Annotated in this window: 17 protein-coding genes; 4 read left to right on the top strand and 13 right to left on the bottom strand. The window is 67.4% G+C overall.

Annotated features, from left to right (window positions below):
• Positions 1 to 87 precede the first annotated feature (87 nt).
• The 3 genes from JOE31_RS09905 to JOE31_RS09895 all read right to left on the bottom strand — a co-directional run bounded on the left by JOE31_RS09905 (position 88) and on the right by JOE31_RS09895 (position 5,340).
• Positions 88 to 3,159 (bottom strand): AAA family ATPase, encoded by a 3,072-nt coding sequence (locus tag JOE31_RS09905; RefSeq protein ID WP_209743723.1) that lies wholly within the window; start codon positions 3,157 to 3,159, stop codon positions 88 to 90.
• On the bottom strand, positions 3,156 to 4,328 hold the full coding sequence (locus JOE31_RS09900) for an exonuclease SbcCD subunit D (protein ID WP_209743719.1): 1,173 nt from the start codon (positions 4,326 to 4,328) through the stop codon (positions 3,156 to 3,158). The genes JOE31_RS09905 and JOE31_RS09900 overlap by 4 nt, the downstream gene beginning before the upstream one ends.
• Before the next feature lie 61 nt (positions 4,329 to 4,389).
• On the bottom strand, positions 4,390 to 5,340 hold the full coding sequence (locus JOE31_RS09895; protein WP_209743716.1) for an MIP/aquaporin family protein: 951 nt from the start codon (positions 5,338 to 5,340) through the stop codon (positions 4,390 to 4,392).
• A 209-nt stretch (positions 5,341 to 5,549) separates the two neighbouring features.
• Between JOE31_RS09895 and JOE31_RS09890 the strand changes: the two genes are divergently transcribed.
• Positions 5,550 to 6,674 (top strand): ADP-ribosylglycohydrolase family protein, encoded by a 1,125-nt coding sequence (locus JOE31_RS09890; RefSeq protein ID WP_209743713.1) that lies wholly within the window; start codon positions 5,550 to 5,552, stop codon positions 6,672 to 6,674.
• On the opposite strand, the gene JOE31_RS09885 is transcribed toward JOE31_RS09890, so the two are convergent.
• Together JOE31_RS09885 and JOE31_RS09880 are read right to left on the bottom strand one after the other, a co-directional pair.
• Entirely contained in the window at positions 6,661 to 7,245 is a 585-nt protein-coding gene (locus JOE31_RS09885; protein WP_245199110.1) for a DUF4395 domain-containing protein, read from the bottom strand. The genes JOE31_RS09890 and JOE31_RS09885 overlap by 14 nt on opposite strands.
• A gap of 83 nt (positions 7,246 to 7,328) precedes the next feature.
• Positions 7,329 to 8,342: an exonuclease domain-containing protein gene (locus JOE31_RS09880; protein ID WP_209743711.1), complete on the bottom strand. Its 1,014-nt coding sequence runs from the start codon at positions 8,340 to 8,342 to the stop codon at positions 7,329 to 7,331.
• Positions 8,343 to 8,482: 140 nt separating this feature from the next.
• On the opposite strand from JOE31_RS09880, the gene JOE31_RS09875 reads away from it, so the two are divergent.
• Complete coding sequence (locus JOE31_RS09875) at positions 8,483 to 9,253, top strand: VTT domain-containing protein (RefSeq protein ID WP_209743709.1); 771 nt, start codon at positions 8,483 to 8,485, stop codon at positions 9,251 to 9,253.
• A gap of 74 nt (positions 9,254 to 9,327) precedes the next feature.
• On the opposite strand, the gene rdgB is transcribed toward JOE31_RS09875, so the two are convergent.
• The 6 genes from rdgB to clpS form a co-directional block, all read right to left on the bottom strand.
• On the bottom strand, positions 9,328 to 10,032 hold the full coding sequence (rdgB, locus tag JOE31_RS09870; protein WP_307864399.1) for an RdgB/HAM1 family non-canonical purine NTP pyrophosphatase: 705 nt from the start codon (positions 10,030 to 10,032) through the stop codon (positions 9,328 to 9,330).
• Positions 10,029 to 10,787, bottom strand: a complete 759-nt coding sequence (rph, locus tag JOE31_RS09865; RefSeq protein ID WP_245199109.1) for a ribonuclease PH — start codon at positions 10,785 to 10,787, stop codon at positions 10,029 to 10,031. The genes rdgB and rph overlap by 4 nt, the downstream gene beginning before the upstream one ends.
• 63 nt (positions 10,788 to 10,850) lie before the next feature.
• Positions 10,851 to 11,648 carry an MBL fold metallo-hydrolase gene (locus tag JOE31_RS09860; protein WP_209743707.1) on the bottom strand — a complete coding sequence of 266 codons (798 nt, stop codon included), beginning with the start codon at positions 11,646 to 11,648 and terminating at the stop codon, positions 10,851 to 10,853.
• Positions 11,645 to 12,661 carry a glutamate racemase gene (gene murI / locus JOE31_RS09855; protein ID WP_245199108.1) on the bottom strand — a complete coding sequence of 339 codons (1,017 nt, stop codon included), beginning with the start codon at positions 12,659 to 12,661 and terminating at the stop codon, positions 11,645 to 11,647. The genes JOE31_RS09860 and murI overlap by 4 nt, the downstream gene beginning before the upstream one ends.
• 115 nt (positions 12,662 to 12,776) lie before the next feature.
• On the bottom strand, positions 12,777 to 13,343 hold the full coding sequence (locus JOE31_RS09850) for a DUF2017 domain-containing protein (protein WP_209743704.1): 567 nt from the start codon (positions 13,341 to 13,343) through the stop codon (positions 12,777 to 12,779).
• Positions 13,336 to 13,704, bottom strand: a complete 369-nt coding sequence (gene clpS / locus JOE31_RS09845) for an ATP-dependent Clp protease adapter ClpS (protein WP_011692426.1) — start codon at positions 13,702 to 13,704, stop codon at positions 13,336 to 13,338. The genes JOE31_RS09850 and clpS overlap by 8 nt, the downstream gene beginning before the upstream one ends.
• A gap of 213 nt (positions 13,705 to 13,917) precedes the next feature.
• On the opposite strand from clpS, the gene JOE31_RS09840 reads away from it, so the two are divergent.
• Positions 13,918 to 15,246 carry a nicotinate phosphoribosyltransferase gene (locus tag JOE31_RS09840; protein WP_307864398.1) on the top strand — a complete coding sequence of 443 codons (1,329 nt, stop codon included), beginning with the start codon at positions 13,918 to 13,920 and terminating at the stop codon, positions 15,244 to 15,246.
• A complete protein-coding gene (locus tag JOE31_RS09835; protein ID WP_209743702.1) occupies positions 15,246 to 15,896 on the top strand; it encodes an isochorismatase family protein in 651 nt (216 codons plus the stop codon). The genes JOE31_RS09840 and JOE31_RS09835 overlap by 1 nt, the downstream gene beginning before the upstream one ends.
• A gap of 51 nt (positions 15,897 to 15,947) precedes the next feature.
• Here the strand turns inward: JOE31_RS09835 and JOE31_RS09830 are convergent, their stop codons facing one another.
• Together JOE31_RS09830 and JOE31_RS09825 are read right to left on the bottom strand one after the other, a co-directional pair.
• Positions 15,948 to 17,723, bottom strand: a complete 1,776-nt coding sequence (locus JOE31_RS09830; protein WP_209743700.1) for a DEAD/DEAH box helicase — start codon at positions 17,721 to 17,723, stop codon at positions 15,948 to 15,950.
• A 214-nt stretch (positions 17,724 to 17,937) separates the two neighbouring features.
• Positions 17,938 to 18,273: a DUF3039 domain-containing protein gene (locus tag JOE31_RS09825; RefSeq protein WP_043429870.1), complete on the bottom strand. Its 336-nt coding sequence runs from the start codon at positions 18,271 to 18,273 to the stop codon at positions 17,938 to 17,940.

Below are 18,273 nucleotides of genomic sequence, written 5' to 3'. Positions count from 1 at the left end.
GGTAACTCCTCAATTGTAGCCGAGGGCGCGGTGCGTCTCCGGGCCGACCGGGCGGGAGGCGCGGGAAGCGCGGGCGGATCCGCCGGCTCAGGCCAGGGCGTCGTCCGAAATGTGGAGGGTGGAACCGTTCCGTCCCTTGACCACCTGGAGCTGGGTGCTGATGCGCTGCTTCATCTCGGGCACATGGCTCACCAGTCCGACCACACGACCGCCGTCCCTCAGCCCCTCGAGGGCATCCATCACTTGTTCCAGCGCCTGCTCGTCGAGGCTGCCGAAGCCCTCGTCCACGAAGAGCGTCTCGATGTCGACTCCGCCGGACTCCTGTTGCACCACGTCCGCGAGACCCAGCGCCAGGGCCAGGGAGGCCATGAACGATTCACCGCCGGACAGCGTGGCGGTATCCCTGCGCTGCCCGGTCCACTGGTCCACGACTTCCAGACCCAGACCGGACTTGGCACCGCGGGCGGCTTTGGCGTCCGTGTGCTGCAGGGTGTACCGGCCATCGCTCATGCCGACCAGCCTTTCCGAAGCGGCAATGGCCACTTGCTCGAGCCTCGCCGCGAGTACGTAGCTGTTCAGGCTCATGCGGTAGGTGTTGTCGCCGGCGCCGCGGGCGGCCTCGGCCACCGCCGTGAGCAGCGCGGCACGTTCCCGCGGACCTTGGCCCGACGCCGCGAGGCGGCCGTAGTCCTCCGCGATCCGGCGGAGGGTCAGGACTGACTTCTCGGCGAGCCCCGCCGCGACGACGGCTTGCCGGACAGTCCGTTCGGCGGCAGCGTCCTCCGCGCGGAGCTGTTCCAGCACGCCGGCCTCTACCGGGCCGTCCTCCTCAAGCTCGCGTGTGGCCAGGACCAGTTCCTCGCTGGCGAAAAGTTCCCCGACCCGGGCTTCTTCATCCTGGCCCGCGCGGATTGCGGCTTCGAGCAGCGCTGCTTCCGGGACCGGAAGCAGGACGGACCGGGCGGCCGCGTCGGATTCGAACCCGGACTCCGGAAGCGCCTGGTCCAGCTGCTGGCGGGCATCCCTGGTGCGCTGCCCGGCCTGTTCGAGGCTGCTCCTCGCGGCGTCTGTTCTTTCCAGGAGCGCCGTGGATTCATCGAGGGAGCCCAGGCGGCTGCCGAGTGTCGGGTAGCCCGCACGCAGTTTGCCCAGTGCGTTATCCAGGGCGTCCGTCTGTTCCTGGACTTCCATGAGGGTGGACTCAGTCTTCGCCATGCCGGAATCGGCTGCGGCCCGAGCCGATTCCGCAGCAGCGATGTGTTCGTCCAGTTCTGCCCGGCGCTCGCGGCTGGCGGCGAGGTCAGCGGCCGCCCGGACTGCCTCGTCCGCCCGCTCCTTCGCCCGGGCCGCGTCCGCGCGCGCTTCCTCCGGCGGGAGATCGCCGCCCTGGGCCGCCAGCACGGCGACCCGCTGCCGCGCTTCGGCAAGTTCTTTGTCCAGCGCTGCCAGGACCGCTTCCGCAGCCTCGCAGGCTTCCTGAGCCGCGCGTTCCGCATCAGCAACGGCCAGCGCGGCCGTGGCCGCCGGAGCCGGACAAGGGTGCTCGGGGCTGCCGCACACGGGGCAGGGCTCCGTCGGCCGCAGCTGGGAAGCAAGCTCCGCAGCTGCATTGGCGAGCCGCTCTTCCCTCAGGTCCAGCCACCGCTGGCGGTGGTTCTGGTGGTCGTCCCGGGCCAGGCGGTGCCGTTCGGCAACGCCGGAACTGACCCGGACCGCTGCAGCGTAGCGGCCTACGACAGCTACGAGTTCCTCCGCGGCTGCGGCCTCTTTGGTCCGCAGCTGGGCTTCGGCAGCAAGCTCCTCAAGGGGTTTCACGCCCGCAAGCAATTCGGCGGCCTCCGCCCGCAAACCGTCGAGCGCGGCGGCGCCGGCCCGCCTTCCCTCACGCAATTGGTCAAGGGTCTTCCGAAGTTCCGCGCCGCGGGCCACCATCCCGGACAGCCTGGCTTCGTCCGGCAGCCGTTCCTCAAGCACCGCGCGGAGGGACCTCAGGCGGCTGAGTTCACTCCGTACGATTGCAGCATCGAAGAATTGTCCGTCCGCACTGCCGCTTTCCCGGCGGGCGGAGGCGGACAGGGCGGCGAGCTCGGCGTCCACGAGGACTGCAGCGTGCAATTCGTCGGCCGCCATTGCCATGGCCCGGGCAGCCCGCTCCTCAGCGATGTCGGCCTTGTCCACGGCCTGCAATTGGCCGCCGAGTACCTCGGCCTTGCGGTGAAGGCCAAGCTGCCGTGCCTTTTCCCGGAGTTCGGGCGCTGCGGCGTCTGCAGCCGATCTCCGGCGTTCCGCCGCAGCAAGCTTGGCCTGGCGGGCAGCACGCGCTTCGGCGGCCTCGAGGCGGCGCGCAGCCCCGGCGCGTCCTGCTGCCGCCTGGTCCGCTTCGGCCTGCGCTGTCCCGGCTCTGGCCGCAGTGGTGTCCTGCAGCCACTCGAGAAGGAGTCCGGCGTCTTCCGGCGCTGCCGGGACATCCGGCAGTTCCTCTTCCGCCGGAGTTGCTTCGGACCTGGCCTGTGCCATCAGGAGGTCCAACTGGCTGTTGAGGCTGGCCACCTGGGTGCGGGCATCCGCGGCACGCCTGGCGAGCTCCTGTTCCACGGCCTCAAAGCGCTGCGTGCCGAACAGGCTTTGGAGCAGTTCCAGCCGCTCGGCAGGCTTGGAGCGGAGAAAAGCGGCGAAGTCCCCCTGCGGCAGCATGACCACCCGGGTGAACTGCTCACGGTCCATGCCCAGCACGGAGCTGATTTCCGCGCCGGCTTCATCGTTACGGCCGGACTTCTCGATCCACTGCCCGTCAACGCGTTCGCGCAGCAGGGTGTTGGCCTTCTGTTCCGTGAATCCGTTCCGGCCCCTGGCGCTGGGCCTGTTCCACGCAGGAATCCTGGAGACTTCAAAGTGCCGTCCCTTGGCCGAAAACTCGCAGGTGACACGCGGTTCCGCGGCGGCGTCGGCGTGGTCGCTGCGGAGGCGCTTGCCTTCCTGGCGTGCACCGGGCACGGACCCGTACAGGGCAAAGCAGATAGCGTCCAGGACGCTGGTCTTGCCGGCTCCGGTTGCGCCGTTCAGCAGGAAGAGCCCGTGGGCGCTGAGCCGGTCAAAGTCGATGTGTTCGGTGCCCGCGAAGGGGCCGAAGGCGGAAATTTCGAGCCGGTGGATCCTCACAATGACATCTCTTCCAGCCGTGCGGCGTCGAGGGCTTCCCGCAGCACAGCCGCTTCGGCGTCGTCGGTGCTGCGGCCGCGGACGTGTTCCAGGAAGCCGCAGCAGATGGACAGATCGTCATCTGCTGCGGCGAGCCTGGTGCTGTAACTCGTCCTCACATCAGCGGCTGCGCCTTCGGGCTCGAAGCCGAGGACCAGGGTGTCAGGAAAACGGGCCCGCAGTTTGTCCATGGCCTGGGCGGGGCGCTGCGGGTCCGTCAGGGTGATCTGGCAATAGGCGGCCTCGGCCCAGGCATGTTCCTCGGCTGAGAGGAGGTGGTCGATGGTGCCACGCAACACGGCGAGTGCCCGCGGCGCTTCCCAGAAGACCTCCGTGACGTCGGTGATGCCGGTGGCATCCGCTTCGACCAGCCAGCCGCCTTTCCGGTGCGTGGCTTCAGAGAAGGAGTAGGCAAGGGGCGATCCGGAGTAGCGGACGGTCGGCGACAGCGACTGCCGGCCGTGCAGGTGGCCCAGCGCGGTATAGCCGAACCCGTCAAAGAGGTCCAGCGGAACGGCTCCGACTCCACCGATGCTCAGGTCCCGTTCGCTGTCGGAGCTGATCCCGCCGCTCGCGAATGTATGGGCCAGCACAACCGGATGGACCGTCCTGGCCTTGGACCGGGTGGCCACGTCGGCCCGGATCATTTCCGTCGCCGCACGCGTCACTTCGAAGTGGCTGGCGGGTTCAACGCCCAGTTGCCCGGCGACCAGCCGCGGCTCAAGCCATGGAATTCCGTAGATGGCCAGCACGGGACCATCCGCCGCGGTGTCCAACGGCAACAGGACCGGTACGTCCAGTTCCGCGAGCCGGGTACGCAGGTGCACTCCCCCGCGCTCCAGCAGCCGTGACGCAAAGCCGAGGCGGATGGCGGAATCATGGTTTCCGCTGGTGAGAACCACCTGCGCACCCGCCTCCGTCAGCCGCACGAGGGCGTCGTCCAGCAGGCGGACCACGTCAACTCCCGGCAGGGCGCGATCGTAAACATCACCGGCGATCAGGACAACGTCCACTTTCTCGTCGCCAACGAATTCGACCAGCTGGTCAATGAAGCCCTGCTGGGCGTCCAGCATGCCGACGCCGTGGAACGACCTGCCCAGGTGCCAATCGGAAGTGTGCAATAACCGCATGTTCTTAAGCTATCCGCGGGTACCGACAGTTTTGCGGCACAGACACGGCACGGCCGGGCAACTACTGTCCGCGCTTGCCGTCAAAGAAGTCCCGGGCGTCATCGTCGGCCGAGGCGCCGGCAGGCCGCGCGTCGGAGCGGCCGGCGGCGTCGCCTTCAAAATCGGTGGTGTCATCGTCAACATCGTCGCGGAGATCGTCGTCGGACCCGTCCGCAGCAGCGTCGGCCCGGGCACGGGCCGGAACAGCGGCAGGGGTCTCGGCGAACCCGCGGAACACGAGGCCGGCGATGGCGGCACCCACCAGCGGGGCCACCCAGAAGAGCCACAGCTGCCCGAGGGACCAGGAGTTGCTGAAAATGGCCGATGCGGTGGCGCGGGCGGGGTTGAACGGGGTGTTGCCCACGGCCTGGCCCAGCTGCAGCAGGACGGCGAGCGTGAGTCCCACTGCGAAGGGGGCTGCTGCTTTGTTGGTGTTGCGTGCAGCCGTGGTGCCCAGGAAGACGGCCACCAGGATCGCAGCGCCGAGCACCTCGACGAGCAGGACTCCGGCCATGGGCGCCTGGATGATGGAATGCTCCCCAAAGCCAGCCGTCACGGTGTCAAAGGCGGCGCGGGTGTCTTCGATTTTGGGCACCGTTCGCAGGATTCCGAACAGTGCCAGGGCTCCGGCGACGGCGCCGACAAGCTGCGCTCCGAGGTACGCCGCAGCCTCCGGCAGCCTGATGCGGCCTGCGATGGCGTTGCCCAGCGTCACGGCCGGGTTGAAGTGGCCGCCGGAGACATAGGCGAATGCGAGCATGGCGGCCGTGACGGCAAGCCCGGCGGCCAGCGAGGCGGACAACGGGTTGGATTGCGGGATCGTGAACAGCGGCACGCCCAGTCCGGCGATCACCAGGAAAAGGGTTCCAAAGGCCTCCGCTGACAGACGTGCCGCAAGCCCGGGTGTGAAAGCCTCCGGAGCGGAGCGCAAAACGGGACTTGTGGTCTGGCGTGCAGGCACGGGGGAGGTCATGTTCTGGAAATCCTTTGCTTCGTTGCCCGCCCGGTGATTCCGGCGGGCGTGCGGACGGCGGTGCGCCCGGCAATGTACTGTCCGACGTATTCTGCCAACGGAGTCTGGACGCTTGCTGGATTCGAGCTTAGCCCGCGGCACGCCGTCGCAGCGACCGGGGCCCCGGCTCCCGGCGACTCGGCGGGCCTGCCCGGGGTAAATTTACAGTCATGAGCACTGAACCTTCCCGCCCGCCGGCACCGACGCCCCAGTCCCGGATCCATGGCTGCCTGCTGGGCGGCGCACTGGGCGATTCCCTCGGCTACGCCGTGGAATTCGACGATATTTCCACCATCCGGAGCCGGTTTGGCCCCGCGGGACTTCAGGATTTTTCAGCGCTCGACGCCGGCAGCCACTTTTCGGACGACACCCAAATGACGCTGTATACAGTTGACGGCCTGGTGGAGGCACTGGAATGGGCAAATGCCGGCACGGCCGCCGATGCCAACGCCTGTGTGTGGCTCGCCTACCTGCGGTGGCTGGCTACCCAGGGTGTGCCTGTCCCGCCGTCGGCTCCGGTTCCGCAGCCGCGGTGGATTGACGGCCAGGCGGCCCTGAAGCACCGGCGGGCGCCCGGAAATGCCTGCCTCAGCGGCCTGGCCACAGGTGAAATGGGAACCGTGTACCGCCCGGTCAATCCCGGGTCGAAGGGCTGCGGAACGGTGATGCGCTCGGCACCGTTCGGCCTGATTCCGCATATTCCTGCCGACGCGGTGTACAAGCTGAGCACTGACGCGGCTTCATTGACCCACGGCCACCGTTCAGCGCGGCAGAGCGCAGGAACGTTCAGCCTCCTGATCCATGCCCTGGTAAGTGGCCAAAGTCTCCTTGAGGCGGCTACCTATGCCTTCGCCCATGCCCGGGGCCGGGACGACGCCGAGCCGGCGCTTATCGACCGGCTGGAACGGGCCTTTCAGCTCGCGGGAGTTTCCGGGCCGGCGGCCGGTGCCGGCCGCCTCGGCCCCGAGGACCTGGTGCGGGAACTCGGAGAGGGCTGGGTGGCAGAGGAAGCCCTCGCCGTCGCGCTTTACGCGGTGCTGGCCACGGCACCGGATGTGGCCGGCGACACCGCGCCGGAGACCGCGGGCGTCGACCCGCAGTCACACTTCCGCGAGGCAATTGTGCTCGCTGTGAACCACAGCGGAGACAGCGACTCCACCGGCTCCATTGCCGGGAACATCCTAGGAGCCCTTTACGGTGAGGACTGCCTTCCGGCGGAGTGGCTGGATTCCCTGGAAGCACCGGACGTCATCCGGGGCATGGCCGGTCAGCTGGTCAAAGTTACGATCGCCTGAGGGTGATGTTGTTGCACGCCTCGCAGATGTCCTCCGGGATCAGCCCGCGGCTCTGAAGGAAGCCGAAGATCGCGCAGCCAAGGCAGAACCCTGCGAACGCCTCCAGCGAGGCTGCCAGGACCAGGACCGCCAGGAGCGACCAGGCAGCCGGAGCGAGCCCTGCCGCGAGCAGCAGCGCCGCGGCAGTCGACATGGCTGCACCGATGCCCTGCGCGAAGCGCTTGGGCGGACCGGGGACAAGCTTGGCCCGGCCAAGGCGCGGCGCCAGGACCTTGACGGAGAGCTGGGCCAGCGGTGAAATCCGGGGACCGAACAGCACGCGCAGCCAGAAGCCGGCGGCAATGACGGCCAGCCCCCAGCCCCAGCCGGTCATCAGCGTCACGGCGGCCAGCAGCACGACCAGGCCCGCCGTGATCCGGGCGGCATACTCGTTGACCGGGTTGGGGAACTCGAACACCTTGCGCCAGTCCACCCCGGCGCGCTGGTTCTCAGCCGCAATGGCAGCGCCGGTGGCGGGGGCGGCATCAGCCGCAGTGACAGTGGTGGAATCGGTGACCCGCAGTTTGCCCATGGTGCAAGGCTAGGAGGCCGCCGGCAGCACCGGAAGCATTGTTGCGCCATATGACCCTCCGGCGACCGCCCGGGAAGCAGCTGCTACATCAGGGCGGCGGCAGCGGTCACCTGCCCGCCAACCATTTGCAGGAACTCACCTTCGGACAGCACCTCGATACGCTGGCCCCGCTCGTGGAGTTCCAGTACCCGCCGCGCCTTGCCCGTCAGGCGGCCGGAGCGGAGATCCGAAGCCACAAAGCCGTCGCCGACCACCAGCACCGTGGTCCGGCCGGTCACCCGGCTTTCAGGCTGTGCACCGAACTCCGCGGACAGGACCTTGGCTTCGGGCCGGGGCATGGCCAGTTCCCCCGTGAACACGACGGTCTGCCCGAACAGCGGATGGCCGGGTTCGGCGTCGGAATTCGGCGCGGGGTTGGCCCCTTCCTCGGGCCAGCCCGGCGTGAACGGCCGTGCCGCGGTCCCGGTGCCGCCGGCCGCCCCCAAGGCTGTCAGGGTTGCTTTCGACAGGCCGTCACGGGCGGGATCAAACGCCTGCTGGTGCTGCAGCGGGAGCCCCAGGGACAGGTAGAGTTCGGCGATGCTGCCGGCACCGTTCCGCTGCGCAATGTCGATCAGGATTCCTGCACATGCCCTGGCATCCTCAGCCGCGTCATGGTGGTTGACCAGCGGGACGCCCGCTTCCTCGGCAGCGTAGGGCAGCGAATTGGAAACCAGCGAATAGCACCGGCGGGAGAGCATCACCGTGCACACATAGTCGTAGGCGGGGCCCGGCAGCCCGGACACTTCCAGACCTGACCGGATCACGCCCAGGTCGAAGGCGGCGTTGTGCGCGGCCAGGACATCGCCGCCAATGAATGCGCCGATCTCAGGAAAGAGTTCGCCGAAGCGCGGCAGGCCGGCCACGTCCTCGGGCCTGATGCCGTGGATCCGCACATTGTGGTAGTCGAACCGGTCGTGGTTTTCGGGCGGCCGCATCAGCCAGGAGGCTTCCTCCACCACCACGCCGCCGCGGACCTTGCTCAGGCCAACGGCGCACGGCGAACCGCGGAAGCCGTTGGCTGTCTCGAAGTCGATCGCCGTAAAGTCCAAACCCACGGGTCAAACTTTACCGCCGGTCGGCCCGCGCCCCGGCACACTAAGCCGGCTTGTCGCGGGTGTCGATGGTCACGCAACGGCCGTGCAGGACGGGCCCGGCACCGGAGGTCCAGTAACCTTGAGTGGTGAACCTACATGCGATGAGTGACTTTGCCGTGTCCACCCTCGGGGGTGCGGGACCGGTGCAGCCGCACCTGGCCTCGTTCCTCCCCGACTGGCTCAACCCCCAGATCTTCCTGGCCGATCCGGCACTTGCGCCCTGGGTTGTGCTGCTGGTCTGCGGCATCATCTTCGCCGAGACAGGTCTGCTGATCGGCTTCTTCCTCCCCGGCGACTCCATGCTGTTCACTGCCGGGCTTCTGGTAGCAACGGACACCATCAAGTTCAACATCTGGCTGTTCTCCGCCCTGATCATCGTTGCGGCCATCATCGGCAACCAGACCGGCTATTTCATCGGTTCCAAAGCCGGTCCGGCCATCTTCAACAAGCCGGACTCCAAACTGTTCAAGCGTGAAAACGTCGAAAGCGCGCACGCCTTCTTCGAAAAGCACGGCGGCAAGGCGCTAATCCTGGCACGCTTCGTTCCCATCATCCGCACCTTCGTCCCGGTCATCGTGGGCGTCGCGCAGATGAGCAAGCGCAAGTTCTTCCTCTTCAACGTCATCGGCGCCGTCCTTTGGGGCGGCGGCGTCACGCTGCTCGGCTACCTGCTGGGCGACCGGGTGCCGTGGGTCCGCGAGAACCTCGACATCATCTTCATCGTGATCGTGCTGGTCTCCGTGATCCCCATCGGCATCGAAGTGCTCCGCGGGCTGTCCGCCAAGCGCCAGGCCGCGCACTTCGGCACGGACGCCGTGGACGAGTTCATCGAAGAGCACGAACCCGAAGAAGAACGCAAGACGAACATGTAGCTCCGGCTGACGGATAGCACTGCAAAATGATTGAAGGCGCCCCCTGCGGGGGCGCCTTCAATCATTTCTGACCGCTAGAACCGGTTCCGCGGGCTGTGCTCGGCCAACGCCTCAACGATTGAGGGCAGGAGCGCCCTGAACGCCTGGCCCCGATGGCTGATGGCGTTCTTCTCCTCCGGGCTCAACTCGGCGCAGCTGCGGTCCAAGCCGCTCGGCTGGAGCACCGGGTCATAGCCGAATCCACCCTCGCCACGCGGTTCGCGCAGCAACGATCCTTCGAGCTGGCCGTACTCCACCACTTCGCGGCCGCCATCCGTTGCGTGGCCCGGTACGGCGAGCGCCGCGGCGCAAACGAAGGCAGCGCCGCGGTACCCGTCCGGAACATCGGCCAGCTGCGCCAGCAGAAGCTGCAGGTTGGCGGCGTCGTCCCCGTGCCGGCCGCTCCACCGTGCCGAAAAGATCCCCGGCGCCCCGCCGAGGACATCCACCGAGAGACCCGAATCATCCGCAATGGCCACCAGCCCGGTAGCCTCCGCGACTGCCCGTGCCTTGAGCAGGGAGTTCTCGGCAAACGTCACTCCCGTCTCAGCGACGTCCGGTGCGCCGACGGCGCCGGCGTCCACTACCTGGGTGTCGACGTCGAGCCCCGGCACCTGCCCGCGCAAAAGCTCCCGCAGTTCCCGGAGCTTGCCTTTGTTGTGCGTTGCCAGGACCAGCACGGGAGCCGCAGCGGCGGAGCCGGGAACGCCGTCGCTGCGGATCCCGTCGGGCTGGGTCACGGGGCTTCCGCCAGGGTTTCGCGCTGGATGGCGGCGAGCTGCTCGGTGCCCAGCAGGGCCAGGTCCAGCAGCTTGTTCAGCTCGTCGCGGTCGAAGGGTGCCCCCTCTGCGGTGCCCTGCACCTCCACGAACTTGCCGGAGCCGGTGACCACCACATTCATGTCCGTCTCGGCGCGGACATCCTCGACGTACGGCAGGTCCAGCATGGGGACGCCGTCGATGATGCCGACCGACACGGCCGCGATCGTGTCGATGAGGGGCTGGGCGTTCTTGGAGATGATCTTGTTTTCGCGGGCGAAGCGGATGGCCTCGGCGAGCGCCACATAGGCTCCGGTGATGGCGGCGGTGCGCGTACCGCCGTCGGCCTGCAGGACGTCGCAGTCCAGCACGATCGTGTTCTCGCCGAGAGCCTTGGTGTCGATGATGGAACGGAGCGAACGGCCGATCAGCCGGGAAATCTCGTGGGTGCGGCCGCCGATCTTGCCCTTCACGGACTCACGGGCGGAACGGGTGTTGGTGGCGCGGGGCAGCATGGCGTACTCGGCGGTGACCCAGCCGCGGCCCTCCCCCTTGAGCCAGCGCGGCACGCCTTCGGTCAGGGAAGCCGTGCATAGCACCCGGGTATTACCGAATTCGATCAGGGCCGAACCTTCGGCCTGCTTGGACCAGCCGCGGGTGATGCTGATCGGGCGGAGCTGATCAGGGGTACGGCCGTCGGCACGAATGACGGGGGTGGCAATTGCTTCAGAAGTCATGCCTTTAGCTTATCGACCCGCCCAGGCGTGCCCGGACCACAACTGCCCCGGGCGGCCGGCGCCTCAGATGGTGTAGTGCACGCCCGCCACGGCCACAGCAACGTGCTGCCCGAAGACCTGCTTGGCTTCCGCCATTACGGTTGTCTGCGAGGTCCACACCGGAATGTGGGTCAGCAGCAACCGGCGGGCACCGGCGGCCACAGCGGCCTCACCGGCGCGTTTGCCGGTCAGGTGGACGTCCTTGATGTCGTCGTCGCGGCCTTCCTCGAAGGCTGCCTCGCACAGGAACAGGTCGGCGTCTTTCGCGGCCTCCTCCAGTCCGGAGCAAGAGTCAGTGTCACCCGAGTACGTGAGTACACGGGTGACGGGGGCGCCGTCCGCGGATGGTTCGGTGACTTCGACACGGAGGGCGTAGGCCTCCTCCACAGGGTGGTTCACCGCGAAGGGCGTCACGGTGTACGGCCCGACGGTGACCGACTGCCGTTCCGTCCAGTTGGTGAAGTCGAATTCCTCATGCATGCCCGGATCCAGTTCCAGCCCGTACGCCGTGGCCATCCGGTCGGCCGTGGCGGCAGGTCCCCACACCGGGATCCGGTCACGGCCCCAGCCGCCCGGCTTCCAGCGCACAGCCACGTGCAGCCCGCACAGGTCCATGCAATGGTCCGGATGAAGGTGGGTGAGGAAGATCGCATCGATGTCCTCGAGGTCCGTGTACCGCTGGATGGCGCCCAGCGCCCCGCTGCCAAGGTCCATGACGATCTTCCAGGTCCGCTCGCCGTCGTGGGCGGTCAACAGGTAGCACGACGCCGGGGAGCCCGGTCCGGGGAAGGATCCGGTGCAGCCAACAATGGTCAATTTCACCGGCGGGACCCCCCGGCCGCGGATCCGCCGACGAAGTTGGAAATCCGCGGCCGGGAGGCGCCGGCCTGCGCGGCCGCGATCATTTCCGGCGTAATTTTCGCCAGGCTGCCGGTGGGGTACTGCGCGGCAACGTGGTCCACGTGCCGCACGCTGAGCACCTCGGGCCCCAGGAAACGCCTGGCCAGGGTTTCGAACTGGCCTGCTTCACCGGTGGCAATGAAGTGGTGCTCGGGCGGTGCTTCGAGGGTCCGCTGCAGGTCGTGCGAGACGAGCGCCCGGTACACGTCCTTGGCGGTTTCCTCGGCACTGGATACGAGGGTGACGTCCTCCCCCATGACATAGGAGATGACGCCGGTCAGCAGCGGGTAGTGCGTACAGCCGAGCACCACCGTGTCCACGCCGGCGGAGCGCAGCGGCTCAAGGTACTCCCGGGCGACGGCCAGCAGTTCCGGGCCCGTGGTGATGCCGGCCTCCACGTAGCTGACGAATGCCGGGCAGGCCACGGAGGTGATGTGCAGGTCGGGCGCGGCGGCGAAGGTGTCCTCGTAAGCGCGGGAGCCGATGGTGGCGGAGGTGCCGATGACGCCCACCCGGCCGCTCCGGGTGGCGGCCACTGCCCGCCGCACGGCCGGCTGGATGACTTCGATGACGGGGATTCCGTAGCGGGCCGTGTACCGTTCACGGGCGTCCCGCAGCACGGCGGCGGAGGCCGAGTTGCATGCGATGGTCAGCAGCTTGACGCCGGAGTCCACCAGCTCATCCATGACGCCGAGGGCGTTGGCGCGGACCTCGGCGATGGGCAGCGGGCCATAGGGGCCGTTGGCCGTATCCCCTACGTACAGGATCGATTCATTCGGCAGCTGGTCGATGATGGACCGTGCCACGGTCAGTCCGCCGACGCCGGAGTCGAAGATGCCGATGGGGCGCGAGCCCATAGGGCTGTCGTCCGGGCTGCTCGCTGGGGAATCCGCCACAGCTGCCGCTGCCGGATCCATGCTCGATGCTGAAGTCATGATTATTCGAGGATAGGGCTTCCCTGATGGTGCGGCCATTACATTGTGTCGCCCGACTCATGTCGGATGGGTCACAATTGGCCGGCCGGCCGCACGGGGGCGCGGGCCGGTCCGGTCAGCCGCGCGGCTCCATGGACTGCAGCATGGCCTGCACCAGAGATTCCTGCAGCCACGTGGTGAAGTTGTACACCAGTGCCAGGTAGCTTTCAACGTCCTCGGCCTGGGACCAGTCCTGCATGGCATGGACATGTTCGGCATCGGCGTCATCGCGGATGTCGAGCCTTTCGGCCAGGACAAGCCGGACGTCGTTGAGCGCCTGCGACCAGTGCCTGGCATCGGCCGGCGAAAGAACCAGTTCGTTGGTGTCCAGCCCCAGGGCGGCTGCCCGCAGGGCGCCGATCTTGTTTTCCCGCAGAGAGCGTTCGGTGAGTTGGCGGAACTCCAGTGAGGCGGCGTCGTCGTCCTTCGTCACGTTGGGCAGCAGCCGCCGCAGCGCACGGTCCGACGGTTCCCGGACATTCATGTCCAGCCCGATCAGGGCGGTGAGCGGATCTTCACTGGCGCTTTCGGCCGGCTGGAGCATGGAGATGACGTCGTCGATCAGGCTGCGCAGCAGTTCCCGCTCCGCCGGCTCCAGGTACCCGGTGATGCCTTTGATCCCGTATTTGAATGCCTTAGCCACGTTTGCCTTTGCCCTTGCCGGATCCGCCGTCTTTTCCGCCGCCGGCGGCTTTCTCCACCGTTGCCCACAAACCGAAGCCGTGCATGGCGACGGCGTGCTGCTCCACCTGCTCCTTGCTGCCGTGCGCCACGATGGAACGTCCTTTCTTGTGGACCTCCATCATGAGCTTGTTGGCCTTGGGCTCGGAATAGCCGAAGTAACTCTGGAAGACGTAGCTCACATAGCTCATCAGGTTGACGGGATCGTTCCAGATCACCAGGTTCCAGGGAATGTCCGGGGCCGTCAGGGCGTCGGTGGACGTCACAGTTCCGGTCTGGGTGCTCTCCCGGGTGTCGGGGCCGAGCGCAACGCTAAGGGTCATCTGTCCATTCTAGGGCGATGATGGGCCCACGCCGGCGAGGGCCCCGCGGCGAAGCGAAGCGAGACGTGGGAGCCGGTGGGTGGGCCCACGCCGGCGAGGGCCCCGCGGCGAAGCGAAGCGAGACGTGGGAGCCGGTGGGTGGGCCCACGCCGGCGAGGGCCCCGCGGCGAAGCGAAGCGAGACGTGGGAGCCGGTGGGGACTAGAGTGAATTTGTGAGTACCTCTGCTGGCTGGGACCATCCCCGCACGTCCTTGTACACCGACCATTACGAGCTGACCATGCTCCAGGCCGCGCTGCACTCCGGTGCCGCACACCGGAAGTCGGTGTTTGAGGCGTTCGCCCGCAGGCTCCCGGACGGCCGCCGCTACGGGATCGTGGCCGGAACGGGCCGGCTGCTGGAAGGCATCGCGGACTTCAGGTTCGGCGGCCCCGAGCTGGACTTCCTCCGCAGTTCCGGAGTGGTCAACGCCGAAACCCTGGACTATCTGGCCGGGTTCCGTTTCAGCGGGGAAATCTGGGGCTATGCCGAGGGCGAAGCGTACTTTCCCAACTCCCCCATCCTGATTGTGGAGTCGACGTTCGCTGAGGCCTGCATCCTGGAAACCTATATCCTCTCGGTGCTCAACCACGACAGCGCCATCGCCTCCGCGGCGTCCCGGATGATCACCGCCGCAGGCAACCGCCCCTGCATCGAAATGGGATCCCGGCGGACCCAGGAGGAGTCAGCGGCCGCGGCTGCACGTGCAGCCGTCATCGCCGGCTTCGACAGCACCTCCAACCTCGAAGCCGGCCGGCGTTACGGCATCAAGACGGTGGGCACCGCCGCCCATTCCTTCACGCTTCTGCACGACACCGAACGGGAAGCCTTTGAGGCGCAGATCGCCTCGCTCGGCAGCGGAACCTCGCTGCTGGTGGACACGTACGACGTCGAAGCGGCCGTCCGTACGGCCGTTGACCTGGCGGGTCCCCAACTGGGAGCCGTCCGGCTGGACTCCGGGGACCTCGTGGCGCAGGCCCAGTGGGTCCGTCAGTTGCTGGACGAACTGGGCAACGAGAACACCAAGATCGTGGTCACCTCGGACCTGGATGAGTACGCCATCGCGGCGTTGCAGTCGGCGCCGGTTGACTCCTATGGCGTGGGCACCTCGCTGGTCACCGGCTCCGGCGCCCCCACCGCGAGCATGGTGTACAAGCTCGTCAGCCGCACCGACGACTCCGGGGAATTCGTGTCCGTGGCTAAAGCGGCCAAGAACAAGACCAGCAAGGGCGGCCGGAAGTACGCGCTGCGCAGGCTGAATGAACGGGGCGTCGCCACGCACGAGATCGTGGGGGTGGGCCACCGTCCCGAGGACGACGGCAACGACCGCCAGCTGCTGCAGCAGTTCGTCAAAAACGGCGAGCTCCTCCCCGGTTGGACGGGAACCGAGGGCGTCTTCCGCGCCCGCCAGCGCCACATGGACTCAATGGCGGAACTGCCGCCCGTCGTCAACCGCCTGCAGCGCGGCGAGGCGGCCATCCCCACCGTTTATGAGGAGAACTGATGTCACGCGCCCTGATTATTGTTGATGTGCAGAACGATTTCTGCGAGGGCGGTTCCCTGGCCGTCAAGGGCGGGGCCGACGTCGCGGGCGCCATCAGCGAGTACGTGGACGCCTACCACGGCCAGTTCGACCACATCGTGGCTACGCAGGACTGGCACATCGAGCCCGGCGCCCACTTCTCCGAAGCCCCCGACTTCATTGACAGCTGGCCTCCGCACTGCGTTGCCGGCACGCCCGGCGCGGAGCTGCATCCGGATCTGGACACGGAGTACATCCAGGCCTATTTCCGGAAGGGCCAGTTCACAGCCGCCTACTCCGGCTTCGAAGGCATCCTGGCTCCGGAGGACGAGGTGCCCACGGGCGAGCGCAAACCCGGGGCCCTGTCTTTGCCGGACGACGTGGAGGCGCTCACCGCGGCTTCATTCGCCGACGAGGACGCCATCGGACTGGACGACTGGCTGCAGAGCCACGATGTGGAGGACGTCGTCATCGTGGGCATCGCCACCGACTACTGCGTCATGGCCACGGCCCTGGATGCCGTCCAGGCCGGTTACTCGGTCACGGTGGTCCGGAACTTGACGGCCGGGATCGCGGCCGACCTTGACGACGCGTTCGCCGAGATGGAACTCGGCGGCGTGGACCTCGCCTGATCCGGCGCTCCTTCGGCAGCCCGCCCCGGCCGCACCCTCATCGGCCGCGCCCTACTTGCGGCCGATGAACCAGTCCTGAAGCTTCCGCAGCCGGGCCTGCAGCTGTTCCTCATTCGCCTGCGCCACCGGCGGGCCGCCGCACACGGTGCGGAGCTTCGTGTGCACCACGCCGTGCGGAGTTCCGGTCCGCGCGGACCAGGCAGCCACGTTCTTGGCAAGTTCGTTGCGCAGGTCCATCAGCATCCGGTGGTCCGGCACGGTGGGAGCCGGTGCGTTCTCGGGAGCCCTCAGCTTCTTACGGCTCTGCTGCTCGTGCTGGCGCTGGCGCAGCAGCGTTCCAACCTGCTCGGCGTCCAGGAGGCCCGGAATCCCCAGGAAGTCCAGTTCGTCGTCGGATCCGATGTCGCCGCCGGTGCCGAACTCGCCGCCGTCAAACAGCACGCGGTCGAATGACGCCTGCGAGTCCAGGGCCTCAAACTTGCCCTTGGTGAGGCTGTCGGACGCCTTGTCCTCCCGGTTGGCCTCGTCCATGAGCGAGTCTTCGGGGTTGAACAGGCCGTCGGCGTCCTCCTTCTCCGGCCGGTCCAGGGCGTGGTCCCGTTCGGCTTCCATCGAGTTCGCCAGTGCAGTCAGCTGCGGCACTGACGGCAGGAACACGGAGGCGGTTTCGCCGCGCTTGCGGGCGCGCACAAAACGGCCCACGGCCTGGGCGAAGAACAGCGGCGTGGACGTGGAGGTGGCGTAGACGCCCACCGAAAGCCGCGGCACGTCAACGCCTTCGGACACCATCCGGACGGCCACCATCCAGCGCTTTTCGCTGGCGGTGAATTCCTCGATCTTGCTGGAGGCCTTGGCGTCATCGGAAAGGATCACGGTGGGGGATTCACCGGTGATCTTCTTCAGCTGGCCCGCGTAGGCGCGCGCCGCGTCGTGGTCCGTGGCGATCACCAGGCCGCCGGCGTCAGGCACGGTGCGGCGGACCTCACTCAGGCGCTTGTCCGCCCCTGCCAGGACAGCCGGGATCCACTCGCCGGCCGGGTTGAGGGCAGTCCGCCAGGCATGCGCAATGATGTCCTTGGTGACCGCCGACTCGCCCAGGGATGCCGCCATCTCCTCGCCGCCGCTGGTGCGCCAGCGCATCTGTCCTGAGTACGCCATGAACATCACGGGGCGGACCACATGGTCGCGGAGGGCGTTGCCGTAGCCGTACGTGTAGTCCGCCTTGGAGCGGCGGATGCCGTCCCGGTCCTCGGCGTACTCCACGAACGGAATGGGTGATGTGTCGGAACGGAAGGGAGTACCCGTCAGCGATAGCCGGCGTGCCGCCGGGTCGAAGGCCTCGCGGAGGCCGTCACCCCAGGACAGGGCTTCGCCGCCGTGGTGGATCTCGTCGAGGATCACCAGGGTCCGGGCTGCTTCCGTCTTGGCGCGGTGCAGCATGGGCTTGCTGGCCACCTGGGCGTAGGTCACCGCCACGCCGATGAAGCCGCGGCCGTGCTGTCCGTCCGAATTCTTGAAGTTGGGGTCGATCGCGATGCCGACCCGTGCCGCAGCATCAGCCCACTGGCGTTTGAGGTGGTCCGTGGGCGCCACGATGGTCACACGGTTCACGGTGCCGGCCTCGATCAGCATCGACGCCACACGCAGGGCGAAGGTGGTCTTTCCTGCCCCGGGGGTTGCCACCGCCAGGAAGTCTTTGGGGCCGGTTGCAAAATAGCGGTCGAGCGCTTCCTGCTGCCACGCACGGAGCTTCGGAGCGGTTCCCCACGCTGCCCGTTCCGGGTAGGCCGGTGGCAGCGTTGGCCCGCCAAAGAGTGTCTCCGTCACGCAGAGCCCTCAATTCCCCGCATTGCGGCAGCCGTGAGCGAAAGACACATAAACATAAACACCAATCTGTTCCGGAGGAGCCGCACTGGTCCGGTCATCAAAATCTTCGTGGGCACGGGGACGCGCAGCAGAGATCAGCGCCCCGTGGTTGTATTGCCCCGCCACCGCAGGGCGGGCCGGTCACCCGAATCAGCCGGGTGACCGGTACGCGGCACTATTTGCCGGAATCGCCGTCGGAGCCCTTGCCGCCGTCCGAACCGGGACGAAGGCCTTCATAGACCTCTTTGCACTGGGGGCAGACCGGGAACTTCTGGGGATCGCGGCCCGGGGTCCACACTTTTCCGCACAGTGCGATGACCGGATCGCCCGTCATGGCAGATTCCATGATCTTCTCTTTGCGCACGTAGTGGGAGAACCGTTCCCGGTCGCCGGGTTCCACTTCCTGGCGCAGTTCCTCGCGCTCGATAGTGGCTGTGGACGTTCCTGCTCCGGAAAGCTCACGCATCGGGTCGTTTTCGAGGGGGTCCGTCATGCTAGTCATGGCATCCAT

The sequence above is a fragment of the Arthrobacter sp. PvP023 genome (genome assembly GCF_017832975.1).
Taxonomy (GTDB): domain Bacteria; phylum Actinomycetota; class Actinomycetes; order Actinomycetales; family Micrococcaceae; genus Arthrobacter.
Note: the sequence above shows the minus strand (reverse complement) of the source record. Positions and strands in the feature narration are given on the sequence as shown.